The organism is Streptomyces sp. ITFR-6, assembly GCF_031844725.1.
GTDB lineage: Bacteria > Actinomycetota > Actinomycetes > Streptomycetales > Streptomycetaceae > Streptomyces.
The window spans coordinates 2,545,423-2,563,063 of record NZ_CP134612.1; the positions used below are offsets into that span (position 1 = coordinate 2,545,423).

Annotated in this window: 20 protein-coding genes; 10 read left to right on the forward strand and 10 right to left on the reverse strand. The window is 68.4% G+C overall.

All coding sequences use genetic code 11. The features are described 5' to 3' along the window. Window positions 1-10: 10 nt before the first annotated feature. The gene (locus RLT59_RS11225; protein ID WP_311303271.1) at window positions 11-1,243 is read right to left on the reverse strand and encodes an NAD(P)-dependent malic enzyme; all 1,233 of its coding nucleotides are present in this window, start codon (window positions 1,241-1,243) and stop codon (window positions 11-13) included. A 526-nt stretch (window positions 1,244-1,769) separates the two neighbouring features. Here RLT59_RS11225 and RLT59_RS11230 point away from each other — a divergent pair. Genes RLT59_RS11230 through RLT59_RS11240 form a run of 3 tightly spaced genes read left to right on the forward strand, consistent with a single transcriptional unit; the run spans window position 1,770 to window position 4,473 of the window. Beyond that, complete coding sequence (locus RLT59_RS11230; RefSeq protein WP_311303272.1) at window positions 1,770-2,735, forward strand: ABC transporter substrate-binding protein; 966 nt, start codon at window positions 1,770-1,772, stop codon at window positions 2,733-2,735. 29 nt (window positions 2,736-2,764) lie between these two features. Beyond that, window positions 2,765-3,715 (forward strand): amino acid ABC transporter permease, encoded by a 951-nt coding sequence (locus tag RLT59_RS11235; RefSeq protein WP_311303273.1) that lies wholly within the window; start codon window positions 2,765-2,767, stop codon window positions 3,713-3,715. Next, window positions 3,712-4,473, forward strand: coding sequence for an amino acid ABC transporter ATP-binding protein (locus RLT59_RS11240; protein WP_311303274.1), 762 nt, complete (start codon window positions 3,712-3,714; stop codon window positions 4,471-4,473). The genes RLT59_RS11235 and RLT59_RS11240 overlap by 4 nt, the downstream gene beginning before the upstream one ends. Before the next feature lie 66 nt (window positions 4,474-4,539). Here RLT59_RS11240 and RLT59_RS11245 read toward each other — a convergent pair whose 3' ends face one another. From RLT59_RS11245 to RLT59_RS11255, 3 genes are all read right to left on the reverse strand, one after another. Beyond that, the gene (locus RLT59_RS11245; protein ID WP_311303275.1) at window positions 4,540-5,022 is read right to left on the reverse strand and encodes a hypothetical protein; all 483 of its coding nucleotides are present in this window, start codon (window positions 5,020-5,022) and stop codon (window positions 4,540-4,542) included. Beyond that, window positions 5,019-5,507 (reverse strand): SigE family RNA polymerase sigma factor, encoded by a 489-nt coding sequence (locus tag RLT59_RS11250; protein ID WP_311303276.1) that lies wholly within the window; start codon window positions 5,505-5,507, stop codon window positions 5,019-5,021. The genes RLT59_RS11245 and RLT59_RS11250 overlap by 4 nt, the downstream gene beginning before the upstream one ends. Before the next feature lie 155 nt (window positions 5,508-5,662). Then, window positions 5,663-6,457 (reverse strand): class I SAM-dependent methyltransferase, encoded by a 795-nt coding sequence (locus tag RLT59_RS11255; RefSeq protein ID WP_399125217.1) that lies wholly within the window; start codon window positions 6,455-6,457, stop codon window positions 5,663-5,665. Window positions 6,458-6,515: 58 nt separating this feature from the next. On the opposite strand from RLT59_RS11255, the gene RLT59_RS11260 reads away from it, so the two are divergent. Then, window positions 6,516-7,145, forward strand: coding sequence for a CGNR zinc finger domain-containing protein (locus RLT59_RS11260; RefSeq protein ID WP_311303278.1), 630 nt, complete (start codon window positions 6,516-6,518; stop codon window positions 7,143-7,145). Here the strand turns inward: RLT59_RS11260 and sodX are convergent. After that, window positions 7,049-7,507 (reverse strand): nickel-type superoxide dismutase maturation protease, encoded by a 459-nt coding sequence (gene sodX, locus RLT59_RS11265; protein ID WP_311303279.1) that lies wholly within the window; start codon window positions 7,505-7,507, stop codon window positions 7,049-7,051. The genes RLT59_RS11260 and sodX overlap by 97 nt on opposite strands. A gap of 179 nt (window positions 7,508-7,686) precedes the next feature. Here sodX and sodN point away from each other — a divergent pair, with 179 nt between their 5' ends. Continuing rightward, window positions 7,687-8,082 (forward strand): superoxide dismutase, Ni, encoded by a 396-nt coding sequence (sodN, locus tag RLT59_RS11270; RefSeq protein WP_311303280.1) that lies wholly within the window; start codon window positions 7,687-7,689, stop codon window positions 8,080-8,082. Between the two features lie 7 nt (window positions 8,083-8,089). Here sodN and RLT59_RS11275 read toward each other — a convergent pair whose 3' ends face one another. Continuing rightward, a complete protein-coding gene (locus RLT59_RS11275) occupies window positions 8,090-9,244 on the reverse strand; it encodes a tyrosine-type recombinase/integrase (protein ID WP_311303281.1) in 1,155 nt (384 codons plus the stop codon). A gap of 24 nt (window positions 9,245-9,268) precedes the next feature. Beyond that, window positions 9,269-9,769 (reverse strand): helix-turn-helix transcriptional regulator, encoded by a 501-nt coding sequence (locus tag RLT59_RS11280; protein WP_311303282.1) that lies wholly within the window; start codon window positions 9,767-9,769, stop codon window positions 9,269-9,271. A 120-nt stretch (window positions 9,770-9,889) separates the two neighbouring features. On the opposite strand from RLT59_RS11280, the gene RLT59_RS11285 reads away from it, so the two are divergent. Then, the gene (locus RLT59_RS11285) at window positions 9,890-10,084 is read left to right on the forward strand and encodes a helix-turn-helix transcriptional regulator (protein WP_030628141.1); all 195 of its coding nucleotides are present in this window, start codon (window positions 9,890-9,892) and stop codon (window positions 10,082-10,084) included. Between the two features lie 331 nt (window positions 10,085-10,415). Here RLT59_RS11285 and RLT59_RS11290 read toward each other — a convergent pair whose 3' ends face one another. Beyond that, window positions 10,416-11,336, reverse strand: a complete 921-nt coding sequence (locus RLT59_RS11290; RefSeq protein WP_311301867.1) for an IS3 family transposase — start codon at window positions 11,334-11,336, stop codon at window positions 10,416-10,418. Beyond that, window positions 11,333-11,695: a transposase gene (locus tag RLT59_RS11295; RefSeq protein ID WP_311301868.1), complete on the reverse strand. Its 363-nt coding sequence runs from the start codon at window positions 11,693-11,695 to the stop codon at window positions 11,333-11,335. The genes RLT59_RS11290 and RLT59_RS11295 overlap by 4 nt, the downstream gene beginning before the upstream one ends. Window positions 11,696-11,787: 92 nt before the next feature. Between RLT59_RS11295 and RLT59_RS11300 the strand changes: the two genes are divergently transcribed. The 4 genes from RLT59_RS11300 to RLT59_RS11315 all read left to right on the forward strand — a co-directional run bounded on the left by RLT59_RS11300 (window position 11,788) and on the right by RLT59_RS11315 (window position 16,168). After that, the gene (locus tag RLT59_RS11300) at window positions 11,788-12,999 is read left to right on the forward strand and encodes a DUF3631 domain-containing protein (protein ID WP_311307685.1); all 1,212 of its coding nucleotides are present in this window, start codon (window positions 11,788-11,790) and stop codon (window positions 12,997-12,999) included. A gap of 313 nt (window positions 13,000-13,312) precedes the next feature. Then, a complete protein-coding gene (locus RLT59_RS11305; protein WP_311307686.1) occupies window positions 13,313-13,885 on the forward strand; it encodes a hypothetical protein in 573 nt (190 codons plus the stop codon). Next, entirely contained in the window at window positions 13,875-15,554 is a 1,680-nt protein-coding gene (locus tag RLT59_RS11310) for a relaxase/mobilization nuclease domain-containing protein (RefSeq protein ID WP_311303283.1), read from the forward strand. The genes RLT59_RS11305 and RLT59_RS11310 overlap by 11 nt, the downstream gene beginning before the upstream one ends. A gap of 74 nt (window positions 15,555-15,628) precedes the next feature. Next, window positions 15,629-16,168: an NUDIX hydrolase gene (locus tag RLT59_RS11315; protein ID WP_311303284.1), complete on the forward strand. Its 540-nt coding sequence runs from the start codon at window positions 15,629-15,631 to the stop codon at window positions 16,166-16,168. Between the two features lie 4 nt (window positions 16,169-16,172). On the opposite strand, the gene RLT59_RS11320 is transcribed toward RLT59_RS11315, so the two are convergent. Next, on the reverse strand, window positions 16,173-17,483 hold the full coding sequence (locus RLT59_RS11320) for an NsdA family TPR-like regulatory protein (protein WP_311303285.1): 1,311 nt from the start codon (window positions 17,481-17,483) through the stop codon (window positions 16,173-16,175). Window positions 17,484-17,641 lie beyond the last annotated feature (158 nt).

Genomic DNA, 17,641 nt, shown 5'->3' on the forward strand with positions numbered 1-17,641 from the left:
CGTCACAACCTCAGCGCCGGGCCACGCCCTCCGCCCGCGCCGCCGCGGCGACGGCCGCCGTGACCGCCGGGGCCACCCGCTCGTCGAACGGCGACGGGATCACGTAGTCCGCGGCCAGCTCATCGCCCACCACGTCCGCCAGCGCGGTCGCCGCGGCGATCTTCATGCCCTCGGTGATCCGGGACGCCCGCACCTGGAGCGCGCCCGCGAAGATGCCGGGGAACGCCAGCACGTTGTTGATCTGGTTCGGGTAGTCGGAGCGCCCGGTCGCCACGACGGCCGCGTACTTGTGCGCGATGTCGGGGTGCACCTCGGGGTTCGGGTTCGCCATGGCGAAGACGAACGCACCGGGCGCCATCGAGGCGACGGCCGGCTCCGGGACCGTACCGCCGGAGACGCCGATGAACACGTCCGCACCGGCCAGCGCGGTGTCCAGCGGCCCGGAGATGCCGGCCTTGTTCGTCAGCTCGGCCAGCTCCCGCTTGACCTCCGTCAGGTCCTCCCGGTCCCGGCTGACGATGCCCTTGCGGTCGGCGACCGCGACATCCCCGAGCCCCGCCTCCAGCAGGAACTTGGCGATGGCCACCCCGGCCGCACCCGCGCCCGAGATGACGGCGCGCAGATCACCGAGGCTGCGCCCGGACAGCTTCGCGGCGTTGCGCAGCGCGGCGAGCGTGACCACGGCGGTGCCGTGCTGGTCGTCGTGGAAGACCGGGATGTCGAGCCGCTCCTGGAGCCTGCGCTCGATCTCGAAGCAGCGCGGGGCCGAGATGTCCTCCAGGTTCACGCCGCCGAAGGACGGGGCGAGCCTGACGACGGTCTCGACGATCTCGTCCGCGTCGGTGGTCGCGAGCGCGATCGGCACCGCGTCGACCCCGCCGAACTGCTTGAACAGGATCGCCTTGCCCTCCATCACCGGGAGGGAGGCCTCGGGGCCGATGTCCCCGAGCCCCAGCACCGCGGTGCCGTCCGTCACGACGGCGACGACCTGCGACTTCCAGGTGTAGTCGTGGACGAGTTCGGGATTCTCCGCGATCGCGCTGCACACCTTCGCCACACCGGGCGTGTACGCGAGGGAGAGGTCGTCCTTGTCCCGGATCGGGACGGTGGCCTGCACGGCCATCTTCCCGCCCCGGTGGAGGGCGAAGGCCGGATCGAACGGCTCGTCGGTCGCACTGCCGGTGCTGCCCGTACTGCTGTCTGTACTGCGATCGCTGCGAGGATTGACGATCTCCGCTGCCATGGTGTTGACCCCTTAAGTCTTCATCGTTTGAGGGTGGCCACTCCTGGTTGAGGAGGGGTGGGCGGGCACCGCGTACGTGCCCTGCGCCGGGGGGTTGGGCCGCCCCGGCGCAGGGAGAGGTACGTACGCGCGGGCGCGCCGCACACGCGCCCTGAGCCCCGGATGAGGGGTGTAAACGTCTTTCATACCGGACGGACCGGGTCATGGACGAGTCCATACCCCGTCGGTGACCTGACTCATAGCCCTATATCTGGACAATGCCCGCCACGCGAAGAATGAGTGTCCGCCGTCCGAGACGCGCCGCAGATTCTGCGGTCGCGGGAAAGAAACCCCATAGAAGGTCCGGCCCTGGTGTACCGGCCTCGTGAGCATCGGGGATCGCCCGTTACCCGATTTTGACATGACCGGCCCCCTGAATGCGCTGGTCCGAATGGCAAGATGCCGTAATCGCGCACGGCGGCGACACCCGACGACGTGTGCCACACCGCCTGGCAACACCACCCTCATCTGCCGGAGGAACCCGATCATGACCGCACGCAAGACTCGTCGCACGACCGCGAAGTCCCGGATCGCGGCGGTCGGCGCCATCGCGGTCGCCGGCACCATGCTGCTGACCGCCTGTGGCGACCAGACGAAGAACAACTCCAGCGACTCCGCCTCGACGAAGGCGAGCGACGGCGCCGCCGCCTCCCCCGCCGACCTCCTCCCCCCTGAGATCAAGTCCAAGGGCGTCATCAAGGTCGGCTCGGACATCGCTTACCCGCCGGTCGAGTTCAAGGACAAGTCGGGAAAGACGGTCGGCATCGACCCGGACCTCGCCGCGGCCCTGGGCAAGCAGCTGGGCGTGGAGTTCCAGTTCGAGAACGGCACGTTCGACACGCTGGTCACGGGACTGCGCTCCAAGCGCTACGACCTGGCCATGTCGGCGATGACCGACACCAAGGAGCGCCAGGAGGGCATCGACCCCGAGACGAAGAAGAAGGTCGGTGAGGGGGTCGACTTCATCGACTACTTCACCGCCGGCGTCTCGATCTACACCAAGAAGGGTGACGACCAGGGCATCAAGACCTGGTCCGACCTGTGCGGCAAGAAGATCGCCGTCCAGCGAAACACCGTCTCGCACGACCTGGCCAAGTCCGAGTCGAAGAAGTGCACCGGTGGCAAGAAGATCGCCATCGAGCCGTACGACAACGACCTGGAGGCCCAGACCCGGCTGCGCTCCGGCGGCGCCGACGCCGGCTCCTCCGACTTCCCGGTCGCCGCGTACGCGGTGAAGACCTCGGGCGGCGGCAAGGACTTCCAGATCGTCGGTGACCAGGTCGAGGCGGCCCCGTACGGCATCGCCATCGCCAAGGGCAACGACCAGCTCACCAAGGCCGTCAAGGCGGCCTTGGACGCGATCATCAAGAGCGGCGAGTACGAGAAGATCATCGCCAAGTGGGGCGTCGAGGCCGGTGCGGTCACCGAGGCCAAGCTGAACGGCGGATCGTGACCGGGCTCCGGCGCTGAAAGGCATCAGCCGTGATTGACATCGAGAAGTCGGGCCCGGCCGACCAGCCGCCCACACCGTCCACCCCGGCGGCCGGACCGGAGGCGATCAAGGCCATCCCGGTCCGGCACTACGGCCGGTACGTCTCCGCGGTCATCGCCATCGCCGCGCTGGTCGCGATCATCTACGCGTTCAGCCAGGGCAAGATCAACTGGGGTGCGGTCCCGGACTACTTCTTCGACGACCGCATCGTCAAGGGGGTCGGCCAGACGCTGCTGCTGACCGCCCTCTCCATGGTGATCGGCGTGGTCGGCGGCATCCTGCTGGCCGTCATGCGCCTGTCGAAGAACCCGGTGACCTCGTCGATCGCCTGGTCCTACATCTGGTTCTTCCGCGGAACACCGGTCCTGGTCCAGCTGTTCGTCTGGTTCAACCTGGGGCTGGTCTTCCAGTACATCAACCTCGGGCCGATCTACAAGGACTACTGGTCGAGCTTCATGACGCCGCTGCTGACGGCGCTGCTCGGCCTCGGCCTCAACGAGGCCGCGTACATGGCAGAGATCTGCCGGGCCGGTCTGCTCTCGGTCGACGAGGGCCAGACGGAGGCGTCCCACGCGCTGGGCATGAGCCACGGCAAGACCCTGCGACGCGTCGTGATCCCGCAGGCCATGCGGGTGATCGTGCCGCCGACGGGCAACGAGGTCATCAACATGCTCAAGACCACCTCGCTGGTGGCCGCCGTGCAGTTCTACGAACTCTTCAAGTACGCGCAGGACATCGGGCAGGCGTCCGGGGCGCCGGTGGAGATGTACTTCCTCGCCGCGGCCTGGTACCTGATCATGACCTCGGTGCTGAGCATCGGTCAGTACTACCTGGAGCGGTACTACGCGCGCGGCTCCAGCCGCAGTCTGCCGCCCACCCCGATGCAGAAGATCAAGGCCAACATGCTGTCACTGGGCCGCCCGAAGGGAGGCATGGCATGACCGCCATGGTGAAGGCCGAGGGCGTCCACAAGTCCTTCGGCGCCGCACACATCCTCAAGGGCATCGACCTGGAGGTCGCCCCGCGCGAGGTCTTCTGTCTGATCGGCCCGTCCGGTTCCGGCAAGTCGACGTTCCTGCGGTGCATCAACCACCTGGAGCAGATCAGCGCCGGCCGGCTCTCCGTCGACGGCGAGCTGGTGGGGTACCGCCAGAAGGGCGACAAGCTCTACGAGCTCAAGGACAGCGAAGTCGCCCTGAAGCGCCGGGACATCGGCATGGTCTTCCAGCGCTTCAACCTGTTCCCGCACATGACGGCGATCGAGAACGTCATGGAGGCTCCGGTCCAGGTCAAGCGCGAGTCCAAGGCGGTCGCCCGGACCCGGGCCGAACGGCTCCTGGACCGGGTCGGCCTGTCCGACAAGGCGAACAACTACCCCTCGCAGCTCTCCGGCGGCCAGCAGCAGCGGGTGGCCATCGCCCGCGCGCTGGCGATGGAGCCGAAGCTGATGCTCTTCGACGAGCCCACCTCCGCGCTCGACCCGGAGCTGGTGGGCGATGTACTGGACGTCATGCGCGGCCTCGCGGAGGACGGCATGACGATGATCGTGGTGACCCACGAGATGGGCTTCGCCCGCGAGGTGGGAGACGCGCTGGTCTTCATGGACGACGGTGTGGTGGTCGAATCGGGCCACCCGCGCGACGTACTGACCAACCCGCAGCACGACCGGACGAAGTCGTTCCTGTCCAAGGTGCTGTAGCCGGTTCGGAACGGCGGAGGGCGGTACGGACCTACGGGGTCCGTACCGCCCTCGCGCGTGCGAGCACTACTTCTTCGGCAGCAGCTCCGGGCTGAGGATCAGCGTCCGCAGCTGCGCCCGCGTGAGCGGCGGCGTCTTGAGCAGCGGTCCCTGGGCGGTGTCGGCCTCGAAGCCGGTGCTGTCCCGGATGCCCAGCATCGAGCCGTCCTCAAGCATGAGCCGGCCCACGAGTTCCGGGCCCCATTCGGGCGTGACACCGCCGTAGTTCATCGCATCGCTCCAGATGGTCAGCACGCGTCCGCCCGGGAGCTCCTCCCGGACGCAGTCCGCGGGGGCGGGCTCCCCCGACGAGTCCTGCGTGGCCGGCCCCGAGGAGAGCCCCGGCACCACGAACGCCCCGGCGGCGACCGCGCAGACCGCCGCCGCCGAGATCCCGGCCCGGCGGCGCCACCGCACCCGGGCCGCCTTCGCGTAGACCGCTTCCGTGCTGATGACCGGCCGCCCCGCGTCCTCCGCGGCCCGCCCCAGCAGCTCACGCACGTCGCTCATACCTTTTCCTCCGCCATCTCGGCGCGCAGCGCCGCCAACCCCCGAGCCGCGTGGCTCTTGACCGTGTTCTCCCGCATCCCGAGCAGCGCGGCCGTGGCCTCGACGCTCAGGTCCTCCCAGTAGCGCAGCACCAGTACGGCCCGCTGCCTGGCGGTGAGCCGGGCGGGTGCCGCCCGGACCGCGAGGCCGGTGTCCGTGTCGGGCGCGTGGTCCGCCCGCTCGGGCAGTTCGCCGTACGACTGCTCCCGCCGCCAGAACCGGCGGCGGGAGGCGATGAAGGTGTTGACCAGGGTCTTGCGCGCGTACGCCTCGATGTTGTCGAGCCGCCCGTGCCGCCGCCCGCCGAGCACCACCTTGACCAAAGCCGTCTGGACCAGGTCCTCGGCCTCGTACCGGTCGCCGCAGAGCAGGTACGCGCTGCGGAACAGCGCGGTGCGTCTGCTCTCGACGAAGGCGTGCAGCGCGGCATCGTCATCGATCCGCATCGTCACCGCCCCTCTCAGGGCCCGCTGGTGCGGACCGTCTCACCCTTCCAGTGCGCTGGGGTGCCGGGCGGGTTGCGGCGCCGGCCGAAAAACACGGAGGGGCGGCCCGGACCGTAGTCCGCACCGCCCGCACCGCCCCTCCGTCGAGGGTGCCGCTACTTCACCGCGAGCACCAGACTGTCCGAGGGCGAGGACCAGACGGCCCGCGCCTCACCGAAGCCAGCCGCGCGCAGGGTCTCCGCGTGCCAGCGCGCGGAGGGCGTGTCGCCGTCGGCGTGCTCGCCGTAGATCCTGAACCGCTCGGCGGTCGGCGCGGCGAGCACCGGGTCCTTCGCGGCCAGTGCCCACCAGTCCGCCCAGTCGAGGACGCCGTCGGCCTTGGCCCGGTCCATGACGGCGTGCCGCTGGGCGCGTTCGGCGGCGTTGATCCGGGGGGTGTCCGGATCGGTCATGTGGTCGGCGTTCATGAACACCCCGCCGTCCCGGACGAGGCCGCCGAGCTGCCCGTAGAGAACGGCGAGCGGCTCGCTGTGCAGCCAGTGCAGGGCCGTGGCGGTGAGGACCGCGTCGTACGAGCCGTGCGGCAGCGCGTCCGGCCACCGCGGGTCCTTGAGGTCCGCGGTGACGAAGGTGACGCGTTCGTCCCCGTCGAAGGTGCCGCGGGCGATGGCCAGCAGTGCGGGATCGAGGTCGACCCCGGTGCTGGTGGCCTTGGGGAACCGCCGGAGCAGCCGGTCCGTAATACTTCCCGTACCGCACGCGAGGTCGAGCACCCGGGGTTCGGGACCCACCAGGGCCTCGACCATGTCGAGCATCACGCGGAAGCGTTCCTCGCGGTCGGGCATGTACCACTCCTGCTGCCGGTCCCAGCTCTCCTGCCAGGACCTCCAGTCGGCACCCTGCGCTGACTCCGTCACCCGAACCCCTCCTATGTAATACCCTGGGCCCATAGCAGCCCATTACATCATCGTCCGAACCGACCTTAGACCGACGCCGTAAGGACTACAAGTGGAACTGGCCTATTACTCGGACTACGCCGTGCGCCTGGTCAACACCGAGGAGCCGGCCCGCAACAAGGACACCCTCACCACGGTCGACGCGGTGCGCGAGCTCTTCGGTATCAACGGACAGGCGGCCCGCCGGGCGACCGACGCGGACGTGACCCGCTTCCGGTCCGTCCGGGCCCGGCTCCGCTCGGTCTTCGAGGCGGCCGACGGCGGCGACGAGACGCTGGCCGTGGACCTGCTCAACTCACTGCTGCTGGAGTTCCCGGTCAGCCCGCAGATCTCCGGCCACGACTTCCGGGACGCGGACGGAAAGCCGGACTGGCACATGCACCTGGCCGACCACCCGTCCAACGCCACGGCGGGCTACGCCGCCACGGCGGCGATGGGCCTCGCCTTCCACCTCACCTCGTACGGCGTGGACCGGCTCGGCCTGTGCGAGGCGGCGCCGTGCCGCAACGCCTACCTCGACACCTCGACCAACCGCTCCCGCCGCTACTGCTCCGACCGCTGCGCGACCCGCGCCAACGTCGCCGCCTACCGGGCCCGCAAGCGCCTGGAGACGGAGCGCGCCGCCGAGACGGGCCGCAGCGCGGAGACCGCCCAGCCCACCATCCCGCGCAACGAACGCTGATCCTTCGTCAGCGGCCGGTAGCGCGCCCGCACCCGGGCCAGCACCAGATCCTCGGGCACGGTCCCGTAATCCGTACTGTCGCCACCCGCGAACCGGTTGTCACCGCGCACCCACCAGCCCCCGGTCCGCCGCTCCACGGCGCGTTTGACCACCAGCAGGTCCTGCTGGAACGGGTGTCTCAAAATCACCACATCCCCGGGACGCACCGGCGCCCCGTACTGCACGAGCAGCCAGTCCCCGTGGTGGAGCGTGGGCACCATCGAGGGCCCCGTCACCTCCACCACCTGGAACGGCACCCGCGCCGCCAGCCCGCGTCCGGGCTGTTCATCGGTCAGCTCCGGCAACTCCGGCACCTCCCGCATCTCTCCGGCACCTCCCCGTCCGTCCAGTACACCGTCCACCACAGCGTTCCGTACATTCGGCCACTGGCCCCATCCTCACCCTGGACTTTTGACCTAAGCCCATGGGGGCACCCACTATTTCGCGGCTCTCACGGAGTAATGTCCCACCTGAGAAGACGATCACGAGGAAGGACAGCCCCATGCTTTCCCGCCTGTTTGCCCCCAAGGTGAAGGTCAGCGCCCACTGCGACCTCCCCTGCGGCGTGTACGACCCGGCCCAGGCCCGCATCGAGGCGGAGTCGGTCAAGGCCGTCCAGGAGAAGTACCAGGCCAACGAGGACGCGGACTTCCGCACTCGCGCGATCCTGATCAAGGAACAGCGCGCCGAGCTCGCGAAGCACCACGTCTCGGTGCTCTGGAGCGACTACTTCAAGCCGCCGCACTTCGAGAAGTACCCGGAGCTGCACCAGCTGGTCAACGACACCCTGAAGGCGCTCTCCGCGGCCAAGGGCTCGAACGACCCGGCCACCGGCCAGAAGGCCCTGGACCTGATCGCCCAGATCGACACGATCTTCTGGGAGACCAAGAAGGCTTGATCTCAGCCTAGGCGTTCTGACCTGCCGTTTCGCGGGTCATGCCGCCTACCTGTCCGCACCCGGTCCGCAGGCCGCCGAGCACGGCGTCCATGACGGCCCGGGTGCGGTCTTCTTCCCCCGGCCACAGATGCGCGTAGATCCGCAGCGTGATGACGGCGGACGCGTGACCGAGGACCAACTGCACCTGCTTGACGCTCGCGCCACCGGCGATGAGCGCGGAGGCGTAGAAGTGCCGCAGGTCGTGGGTGACCATGTGCGGCAGCTCGACAGCCTTACGGCCCTCGCGCTCGGCGGCTCCGTTCTCAGCCGCCTGAAGCGCCTTGCGGGCCCCGTTCCACTCGGTCTTCCACCGCCGGTAGTTGAGTGGCTCGCCCTCCTCCATGGTGAACAGCCACTCCCTGGACGGACGTGCGGCGAGATGCGCGAGGAGCGCGTCGGTGACGACCTCGCCGACCGGAACCGTACGCCGGGACTTCGCGGTCTTCGGCGGGCCGATCTTCCCCGACTGGAGCCGCTGCCGCTCGACGCGGATGGCGCCGGCCTTGAAGTCGACGTCCGACACCTTCAGGCCGAGCAGCTCGCCTATGCGAAGCCCTGACCCAGCAAGGGTGACGACGGCCGCGCGGATGTACGGCGGCATCACCCGCGCCATCGACTCGACCTGCTCGACCGTGGGCGGGGTGACCTCCTCGTCCGGCATGGCGGGAAGGGTGATCCGGCGGCACGGGCTGGAGGCAATGACCTTGTCGTCCACGGCCGCCGTCATGAGGCGTACGAGGACGTCGTAGACGTTCCGCACGCTGCCGGGGCCGAGCTGGTCGGACAGGTGCTTGAAGAGCACCTGGATGTCGTTGCGGCGTATCGCCGCCATGGAGCGGGCTCCGAGCGCCGGTACGAGGTGGAGCCGCAGCGCGTTGTCGGTGATGCGCTCGCCCGCCTCACTGGCGATGAGCGAGCCCTCCCACCTCTCGGCGTACTTCTCGAAGGTGACGCGGCCTGCGCGCGGGTCGACGTACTGCCCAGTGACCAGGCTGGCTGTGACCTCGTCGATCCATCGCTGGGCGTCGACCTTGCGCTCGAAGTGGCGGGCGTGCTCCTTGCCGTCGAGGTCGCGGTAGCGGGCACGCCATTTACCGTTGGGCCGCTTCTGGACGTTCGCCAAGTGACTCCTCCTTCGTGCTGGTTGTCAGTAGTGACCCCCGTCCTCGATGTCGCCGCTGAGGACGCGGGCGTCTCGCTCGTCTCCCATGAGGCGGAGGCATTGCTCGTGGATCGCCCGCGAGCTGTCTGGATGGGCCTTGATGTGGTCGGCGACGGCGACCACGGCACGGTGCAGGCGGTCGCGGGCGTCACGGGTTTCGTAGAACGCTTCGACGGCTTCCTGGACGAGCCGTCGGCTGTCGACGTCGAGCCCTTCGAGGGGCGGGGACATCAGCTCTTCGAGGGGGAGCTCGAAGACGCGGGAGAAGGCGAGCGCCTCATCGAGGTTGATGCGCCGCCGAGGCGTGCCGTTCTCGATGCGCCAGACCGCCGTCTGGTTCATCTTGACGCCGGCTCTGGTCACCCGCTCGGCCAGCTCGGTCGTGCTCCACCCTCTGACCTCGCGCTCCAGGGCCACGCGGCCCGCCACGTTGCCTTCGCTGTAGAGCAGCGGCACCTCGCCGCCCTCGGCCTTCTCGCCTGCCATCGAACCTCCATCGCGACCATCGCTATCCAGATTGAAACATGAGCTTCCCGATTTGGCTAACCGCCGATCATGAGGTACTGATTATGCAGATCGAATCAACACCTAGCCGAATGGGAACGCATGCGATACCTGACCACCGCCGAGGTAGCCGAGCGCTACCGCACCGCCGAGAGCACCGTCCGCTACTGGCGCCAGCTCAAGAAGGGGCCGCGCGGCATCAAGGTCGGCAAGCGGGTGCTCTACCCCGAGGCCGAACTGCTGCGCTACGAGCGCGCGCTGATCGACGGCGGAGACGAGTGGGGCCTGGCCTCATGAGCCGCTGCCATGCCCGGACGCAGGAACGGCCCCCGGCGCGTCAACGCCGAGGGCCGGGAATTCCCCTGCACGTCGCCCATCCCTGAACGATCGAACCGGTGGGGGCGAGACCTTGCCCGTCTCGCCCTCACCCGAGAGGAACAGCTATGGGAGACCCTACGTCCCCCGCCACCGCGAACACATCCGGTGTTGTCTGGCCACCCATCGCAGTCCCGGGCCAGGGCCTGCCTCGTGACCGGGAAGCACGCCCCGCCGTCGGAGGCCCGGCCACCGATGCTCCGCACCGGAGCACGCGCGATTTGAGGTTCCCCCGCTGCGCGGGAGTGGCTGACTAGCTGGTCAGGGCGGGTTGACGTGGTTTCAGGTTCACTGGCTCGGTTGCTGCCTGGTTGGCGTAGTGCTTCTCTTCGAACTCGATGGGGCTGAGGTATCCGAGTCGTTTCTGGATGCGGCGGGGGTTGTAGAAGCCGTCGATGTATTCGAAGAGTGCGAGGTTGGCCTCGGCTCTGGTGTTGAAGGTCCCGCCGCGGATGCACTCGGTCTTGATCAGCATCCAAAGGTTCTCCGCGAGGGCGTTGTCGTAGGAGTCGCCGACCGAGCCCATGGACGCCTGGATTCCCGCTCTGACCAGGCGTGTTGTGAGCTTGATGGAGGTATATTGCGTGCCGTGGTCGGCGTGGTGGACGAGTTCGCCGGGAGCGACTTCGCGGCTGGCCAGCGCGTACTCCAGCGAGGTGAGGACCAGGTCGGCGTCCGCGCGGGCGGAGGTCTCCCAGGCGACGATTCTGCGGGAGAAGGCATCTCGGATCGCCGACAGCCAGAGTGGTCCCTCCAGGGTGGAGATCATGGTCAGGTCGGTGACCCACAATCGGTTCGGTGCGGACGCCGTGAAGTCGCGTTGTACCAGGTCAGGAGCAAGGTCTGCGTCCGGGTCCCGGCGAGTGAAGCCCTTGTTCCTGCGGGGGCTGATCCCGGCCAGGCCTGCCTGACGCATGAGCCGTTCGACCCGTTTGCGGCCGACGTGGACGCCCTCTCGTTTGAGGGCGGCGTGGATCCTGGGCGATCCGTAGATGCCGCCCGAGTCCTGGTGGATCTGCCGGATCTGGCCGGTCAGCTCGGTGTCCTGGCGGCTCCGTTCGCAGGGCTCCTTTTCGGCCTGGCGCCAGCGGTAGTAGGTGGAGGAGGGGATGTGCAGTTCCCGGAGCACGGGCTCGACCCCCAGGTGCGGGTGCTCGTCGAGGAGCGCGGTCACCTGGGCCGGGTCGGGTCGAGCTGTGCGGCGAAAAAAGCCGAGGCCGTCCGCAGGACCTCGTTCGCCCGGCGTAGTTCCCGCACCTCGCGCCGCAGCTGGGCGAGCTCTTCCCTCTCCTCGGTGGTGGGCAGATCATCGCGCTCGCCGGTGTCGGCCTCGGCCTGCCGGATCCAGTTACGCAGGGCCTCGTGATGGACCCCGAGATCCTCGGCCATACGACGGATCACAGGCTTCGGCTCTGCAGTCCGGTACATCCGTACCGCACGCTCTCGCAACTCCAGCGGGTACTTCCTCGGCGCAGGCATCGTCTGGGCTCCTCTCATGAGACCCATCTGACCTGCTGTCACCATTCCCCGCATCTCGGGGGAACCTCAATTCGCGACCTGCCAAGGTCAGTGCCCCGACGACCACGCCGGGCAGCGCAGGCGATCCTGCTCCAGACGGACCAGAAATCCAAGACGGTGGCGGGGCGGCAGGCGAAGGCAGCGCGCTGCTGGACGACCTCCGTACAGCGATCGGGCGGTACGTCGTTCTGCCAAGCGACGAGGCCCTGGCCGCCGTCACGCTCTGGGTCGCGGCCTCCCATATCCAGCCCGGCCTCCAGCACGCGCCACGACTGGCGGTGGTCGGGCCGACCAAGGGGTGCGGCAAGTCCCGCCTCCTGGACGTTCTCTACGAGACCGTCCATCAGCCGATGATGACGGTGAACACCTCTCCGGCGGTTGTCTTCCGTGTCATCGGCAAGAACCCGCCGACGCTGCTGGTAGACGAGGCCGACACCATCTTCGGCCCCAAGGCAGGCGACAAGGAGGACCTGCGCGGCCTGCTGAACGCCGGGCACCAGCGCAACCGACCCGCCTGGCGGATCTCCGGGCCGGAGCACAAGCCGACCGCGTTCCCCACCTTCGCCATGGCGGCGCTGGCCGGCATCGGAGACCTGCCGGACACGATCATGGACCGGGCGATCGTCATCCGCATGCAGAAGCGCAAGCCGGGCGAGCGGATCACCCCGTTCCGCTCACGGTACTCCGTGCCGGAACTGCACGCGCTTCGCGACCGGCTGGCCAACTGGCTGGTCCCGCAACGCGGCAGCGTCGCGGGCGCGGTGCCGAAGATGCCCGTCGAGGACCGCGCCGCCGACACATGGGAGCCGCTCGTCATCGTCGCCGACCTCGCCGGCGGGCACTGGCCCGCGCGAGCACGTGCCGCCTGTCTGGCAATGACGCGCAGCGAGGTGGTCCAGGACGAGCAGACGACACTGAAGACGCGACTGCTGCGCGATATCCGCCGGGTCTTCGAGCAGGAGGGCGGCCGGGAGGCTCTGCGCAGCCAGGACCTGCTCGCCGTCCTCATCCAGGGCGCCGAGGCTCCGTGGGCGGAGTACGGCACCAAGGGCCTGAACGCCTACCACCTGGCGAATCTGCTGCGCGACTTCGGTATCAGCCCGGCCAACTACCGTTTCGAGAACGGCAGGCAGGCCAAGGCGTACGCCCGTAACCACTTCGTGGATGCCTGGGCCCGCTACTGCCCCGACCCCGCCCCGTCGGTACCCACCACCGAGGTCCCGGCACGTCCGATCCAGGGCAGGCCACCCGCCCCTCCGTCCGGGACGCTACCCACCGGCCCGCCGGGAGGGCCCGCAGGCCCCAGGCCCACTCGCTGACTCCAGGTCCGTATCAATCCGTCGCATCCGTCCCCGCGCAGGTCAGCGCGGGGACGGATCTCCTCGGCGTTACGGATCACTCCGTACCTGCGGCCATCTCCGTACCTGTGCTGACCAGCCACGCGACGGATGCGACGGATGCAACGAAACCCCATCCCACGACTGACGGAGCACCACGATGCCCGAATCAAACGCCGACGACACCGCATCCCGCCGCCGCAGGAAGCTGTTCAGGCTCACCCGACGACCAGCAGCAAGCTGGAGCGAACGAGCCTCTAAAGAGGCTTCGTCCGCGCTTGCCCCCGCCCCAGGGGTGGCGGAGGACAAGGCCGAGCGCCAAGGGGCGCCCGAGCTGGAGGAAGGGGTGGCAGGGGGCTCTTGCCAGCCCTCAGCCGACCCCCTAGGACCCCGCAATCCCCCTGCCGATATCCCACCGCTCGTCGAGCAGCCCTCCTGGCGGGACCTTGACGCGCCCGTCCTGCCCGCACAGATGAACCGCAAGCGCACCGTTGAGAAACGCGACCAAGAGAAGACCATCCGCTTCACGCGCACTGCGGTCCAGGTCATTAGCGCCGCCGCTCAGCAGCGCGGTCAGAGGTTCGCCGGGTTCGTAGGGGACGCGGCCCTGGCTGTTGCGCAGGGCAAGGTGGGGCTGGTCGGCAGTCCGGAGGACGACCCTCTCCGCCCGCTGATCGAGGCGGTCGAGGCGCACACGGTCGCGCTGAACCGCATCGGCGGCAACCTCAACCAGATCACCGCAGCCATCAACCGAGGAAGCGTGCCCGAGCGCACCGAGACGGTTCTCGACCGCGTCGAGCAAGCAGCACAGAACAGCTTCCACCTCATCGACCAGCTCCTGACGGACGGCACAACTCATGGTTCCTGACGTCTCAACCGGCTTCGACAGCCGCGGACTGATCGCCTACCTCTTCGGCCCCGGCCGCCGCGACGAGCACACCAACCCCCACATCGTCGCCGCCTGGGACATGGCCGGCGCTCCCGACCCAGGCTGCGACCCGGCAGTCACCTACTCCCAGCTCGCCAGGCGACTCGACCACCACGTTGACCTCCGCACCCGTGAGCTGGGCGGCAAGAAACCGCCGCAGCACGTGTGGCACTGCCCGGTCCGCACCGCGCCCGGCGACCGCTACCTCACCGACACCGAGTGGGCCGAGGTCGCCCGCCGCGTCGTGCACGCCACGGGAATCGCCCCCGAAGGCGATGAGAAGGCATGCCGATGGATCGCGGTACGCCACGCTGACGACCACATCCACATCATGGCCACCACCGTCCGCGCCGACGGCCGCATACCTCGAACCCACCGGGGCGGGCAGAGGGCACAAGCCGAATGCCGAAAGATCGAGAAGGAATTGGGGCTCCGGCAACTCAAGAAAGGAGATGCCACCGGGCCCAAGACTCCGACTGGTGCGGAGCGCGCCAAGGCGGAGCGCCAGGGCCGTGCTGTGACCACTCGCGCCTGGCTGCGCGAACAAGCCCACACCGCCGCTGCGGCGTCACGCAACGAGGAGGACTACTTCTCGATTTTGACCGATCTGGGTATCACGGTCCACACCCGCATCGGTCCCGAAACCGGTGACGTCATTGGGTACAGCCTTTCAACCTCCGGTGACACTGCTGCCGGCGAGCCGGTTAAATTCGGCGGCTCCAAACTCTCACCCGACCTGTCGATCCACCGCTTGCGTGAACGCTTCACCCTGCAGCCAGAGGCCCCGTTGACCGCGCCACCGGCCCATCCGTGGCGCCAGGCCGAACGCTCTCTGCGCACTGCACACGATGCCCTCACGGACCCGAACGGTGACGTGCACCGGGCTCAGGGCGAAATTGCGGCATTCGGCGACTTCCTCCACACAGCAGCCCTGCACGTACCTCATCCTCTGCGCGCTGAGATACAGGCCGCGGCCAGCGCATTCAATCGCGCCAACCGGTCCATGATCCGCGCCGACCACCGGGCGGGGTACGCCCTGCGCAAGGCGGGACAGGAACTTCTCTATAGCACCAACAGCGCGGGCGACTTCGTCATCGCCGTACTCGCCGCCACCGTCCACTTGGCCCTCGCAGCCTCCCACTGGCACGAGCAGCGCGAGCACCACCAGCAGGCAGCCGCCGCCCAGCAGGCCCACGCCCGCCTCCGCAGCACCTACGAGGCACAGGCTGCACCCATCCTGTCCGAACTGATCCGTCGTACCCCGCCCACCGAAACCGTCGCGCGCTACGAGGGCGTCCTGCGGGCGACTCTCCCCGCCCAAGCCGACCGAATCCTGGCCGACCCCGCGTGGCCTGCTCTGACCACTGCCCTGCGCCGTGCAGAGGCTGGCAGCTACTCGTCGGCCTCTGTTCTCACCGCAGCCGCTGAAGGACGTGAACTCGACACCGCCGACCACCCTGCTCAGGTGCTGATCTGGCGGCTCGACAACGCGTCAAGCCGACGACTCGCAGCCGCGAAGGCAAGCAGCACAATGGCTATAGAGCCGAGCACGCTGGCGGTCGTGCCTGCCGACACCAAAGTTCCTCCCTCTCGTCGGCGTGGGCGATGATGCCCCAACCTGGCGGTCGGATTCTCGTCAAAGTGACATGCTGGATACTTCACTGAAACAAGGGAGTTGGGCTCATGCAGTGGACCGTCCATGGCGAGCGGCAGATCTACAACAACCCATGGGTGAATCTCTGGCTCGTCGACGTTCAGCAGCCTGACGGTCGGCGGTGGGAACACCATGTGGTTCGGATGCGGCACCTGGCCGTAGCCGCCGTGGTCGACGACCAGAAGCGGGTGCTGATGATGTGGCGGCACCGGTTCATCACCGACACCTGGGGCTGGGAGCTTCCGATGGGCCTCATCGAGGCCGACGAAACTCCTGAGCAGGCAGCTGCCCGCGAGGTCGAGGAGGAGACCGGCTGGCGTGTGAAGGGCGTCAAGCCGCTCGTGTACGCGCAACCAGCGAACGGCATCACGGATTCCGAGCACTTCGTCTTTCGTGCCGAGCCCGCCTCGTATGCGGGCCCGCCGACCGAATTGAACGAGTCAGACCGAATCGAGTGGATTCCGATCTCGGAGATCAGGGGCATGATCGACCGTCGCGAGATCGTCAGCAGTGGCAGCCTGGTCGGTCTGCTGTACCTGCTGCTGGACGAGGCAACCGGCGCCTCGTAAGGGGTCAGCCGAGGGCCTCGCGCATGCGTTGCTCGAAGGCGAGGACGGGGGCTTCGCGTGCGTAGGGCAGCATTCGGCGGTGAAGCTCTTGGACGTGGCCGCTCACTCGTGGCGAGTCAATGGCTGCGGCGAGGTCGAGGGCGAGGCCGGCGCTGGTGCATGCCTCGTCGAGTTTGCCCAGCTGGAGCTGGGCGCTGGCCAGCCAGTAGGCGTGGAAGGCCCGGCCTCGCTGCTGGTCGGTATTTTCTCGACGCAAGCCCTCGGCGATGAGGGGTTCGGCGCGGGCTGGTTCGCCGAGGCGCGCGTAGGCGATGCCTGTGTCCACGAGGAGTTTCGTCTCGTCGAAGTACTGGACCCAGTCAGGCGCCTCGGCCTCATGTCCCCGTGAGCGTTCGTACTGCACACGGGAGCGATCAACGGCCTGGTGGCAAGCCTGAGCATCTCGAAGGGCAGCGTGGGCGAACGCTTCACGCAAGTGCAGCATCGACATGACGAGCGGCTGTTCCCCGGCGGCGCGGGCGGCGTCCTGGGCACGGCATGCAAGGGCCACGGCATCGCTCGGGTTGCCGTCGTAGGTGGCCAGAAGGCTCATGCAGGACAGCACATTGGCCATGAAGAGGCTGTTGCCTTGCGTGTGGGAAAGCTTGAGCGCTTGGGTGAAGTAAGTGCGGGCGGTGCTGTACTGACGGGCGTCGAAGTAGGCCCAGCCGGAAAGCCGTGCCAGCTCCGCCGCGACTCCTTGGAGGTCGTGCCGTAAGCCAGCCTCGGCGGTATCGAGTAGCCGGCCGACATATCGCAGATGCCCCACGACGGCAGGCCGCAGGGTCGCGCCGCCGTGTGCGTTGTCGCGCCGCCAGTAGTCCTGGACCGAGGAGCGCAGGGCCGTGAGGATGGAGCGGGTTGCACGGCCGTCGACCAAGGCGAGAAGATCATCTAATTCCTCTGCCGCTTCGGTGCGCTGAGGCTCGCGCGGCGCGGCAGGAAGTAGCTCGGGCGGTCTCTCCTCGGTGGTGGAGGAAGCAGGGATCTCCCAAGGGCGGTGGGCCAGGCCGAGCATCGCACCGGGGATGCGAAGGCCGTCGGCGACGCGTTCGATCACGTCGATGTGTGCCAATCCGCGTCGCCCCGCCATGATCTCGCCGACTCTGCTCGGCGTCATGTCGCACAGTGCGGCGACCCGCGACGGGTAGATCCCGGCCTTGACCTTGACCAGCCGGAAGATGCGGGCGAAGTCCCTGCCGCGACAGGCTTCCTGCCATTCCGCACTGGCCAGCAGTTCGGCCGGCAGAGCCCGGTGATCCTGCGAGCGTGCCACTCGTCCCCCTCACTCGCCCGTCCGGACGGGCTGCCCGTAGGACCGACTGCCAAAGAGATTACCCACGTTGGGTAACCACGGTGACCTGACTCTGTGATCGTCGCGGCAGTGAACTTGTGTCCCACAACCCGCCCGCGACGAGGGGACGCGATGCACGC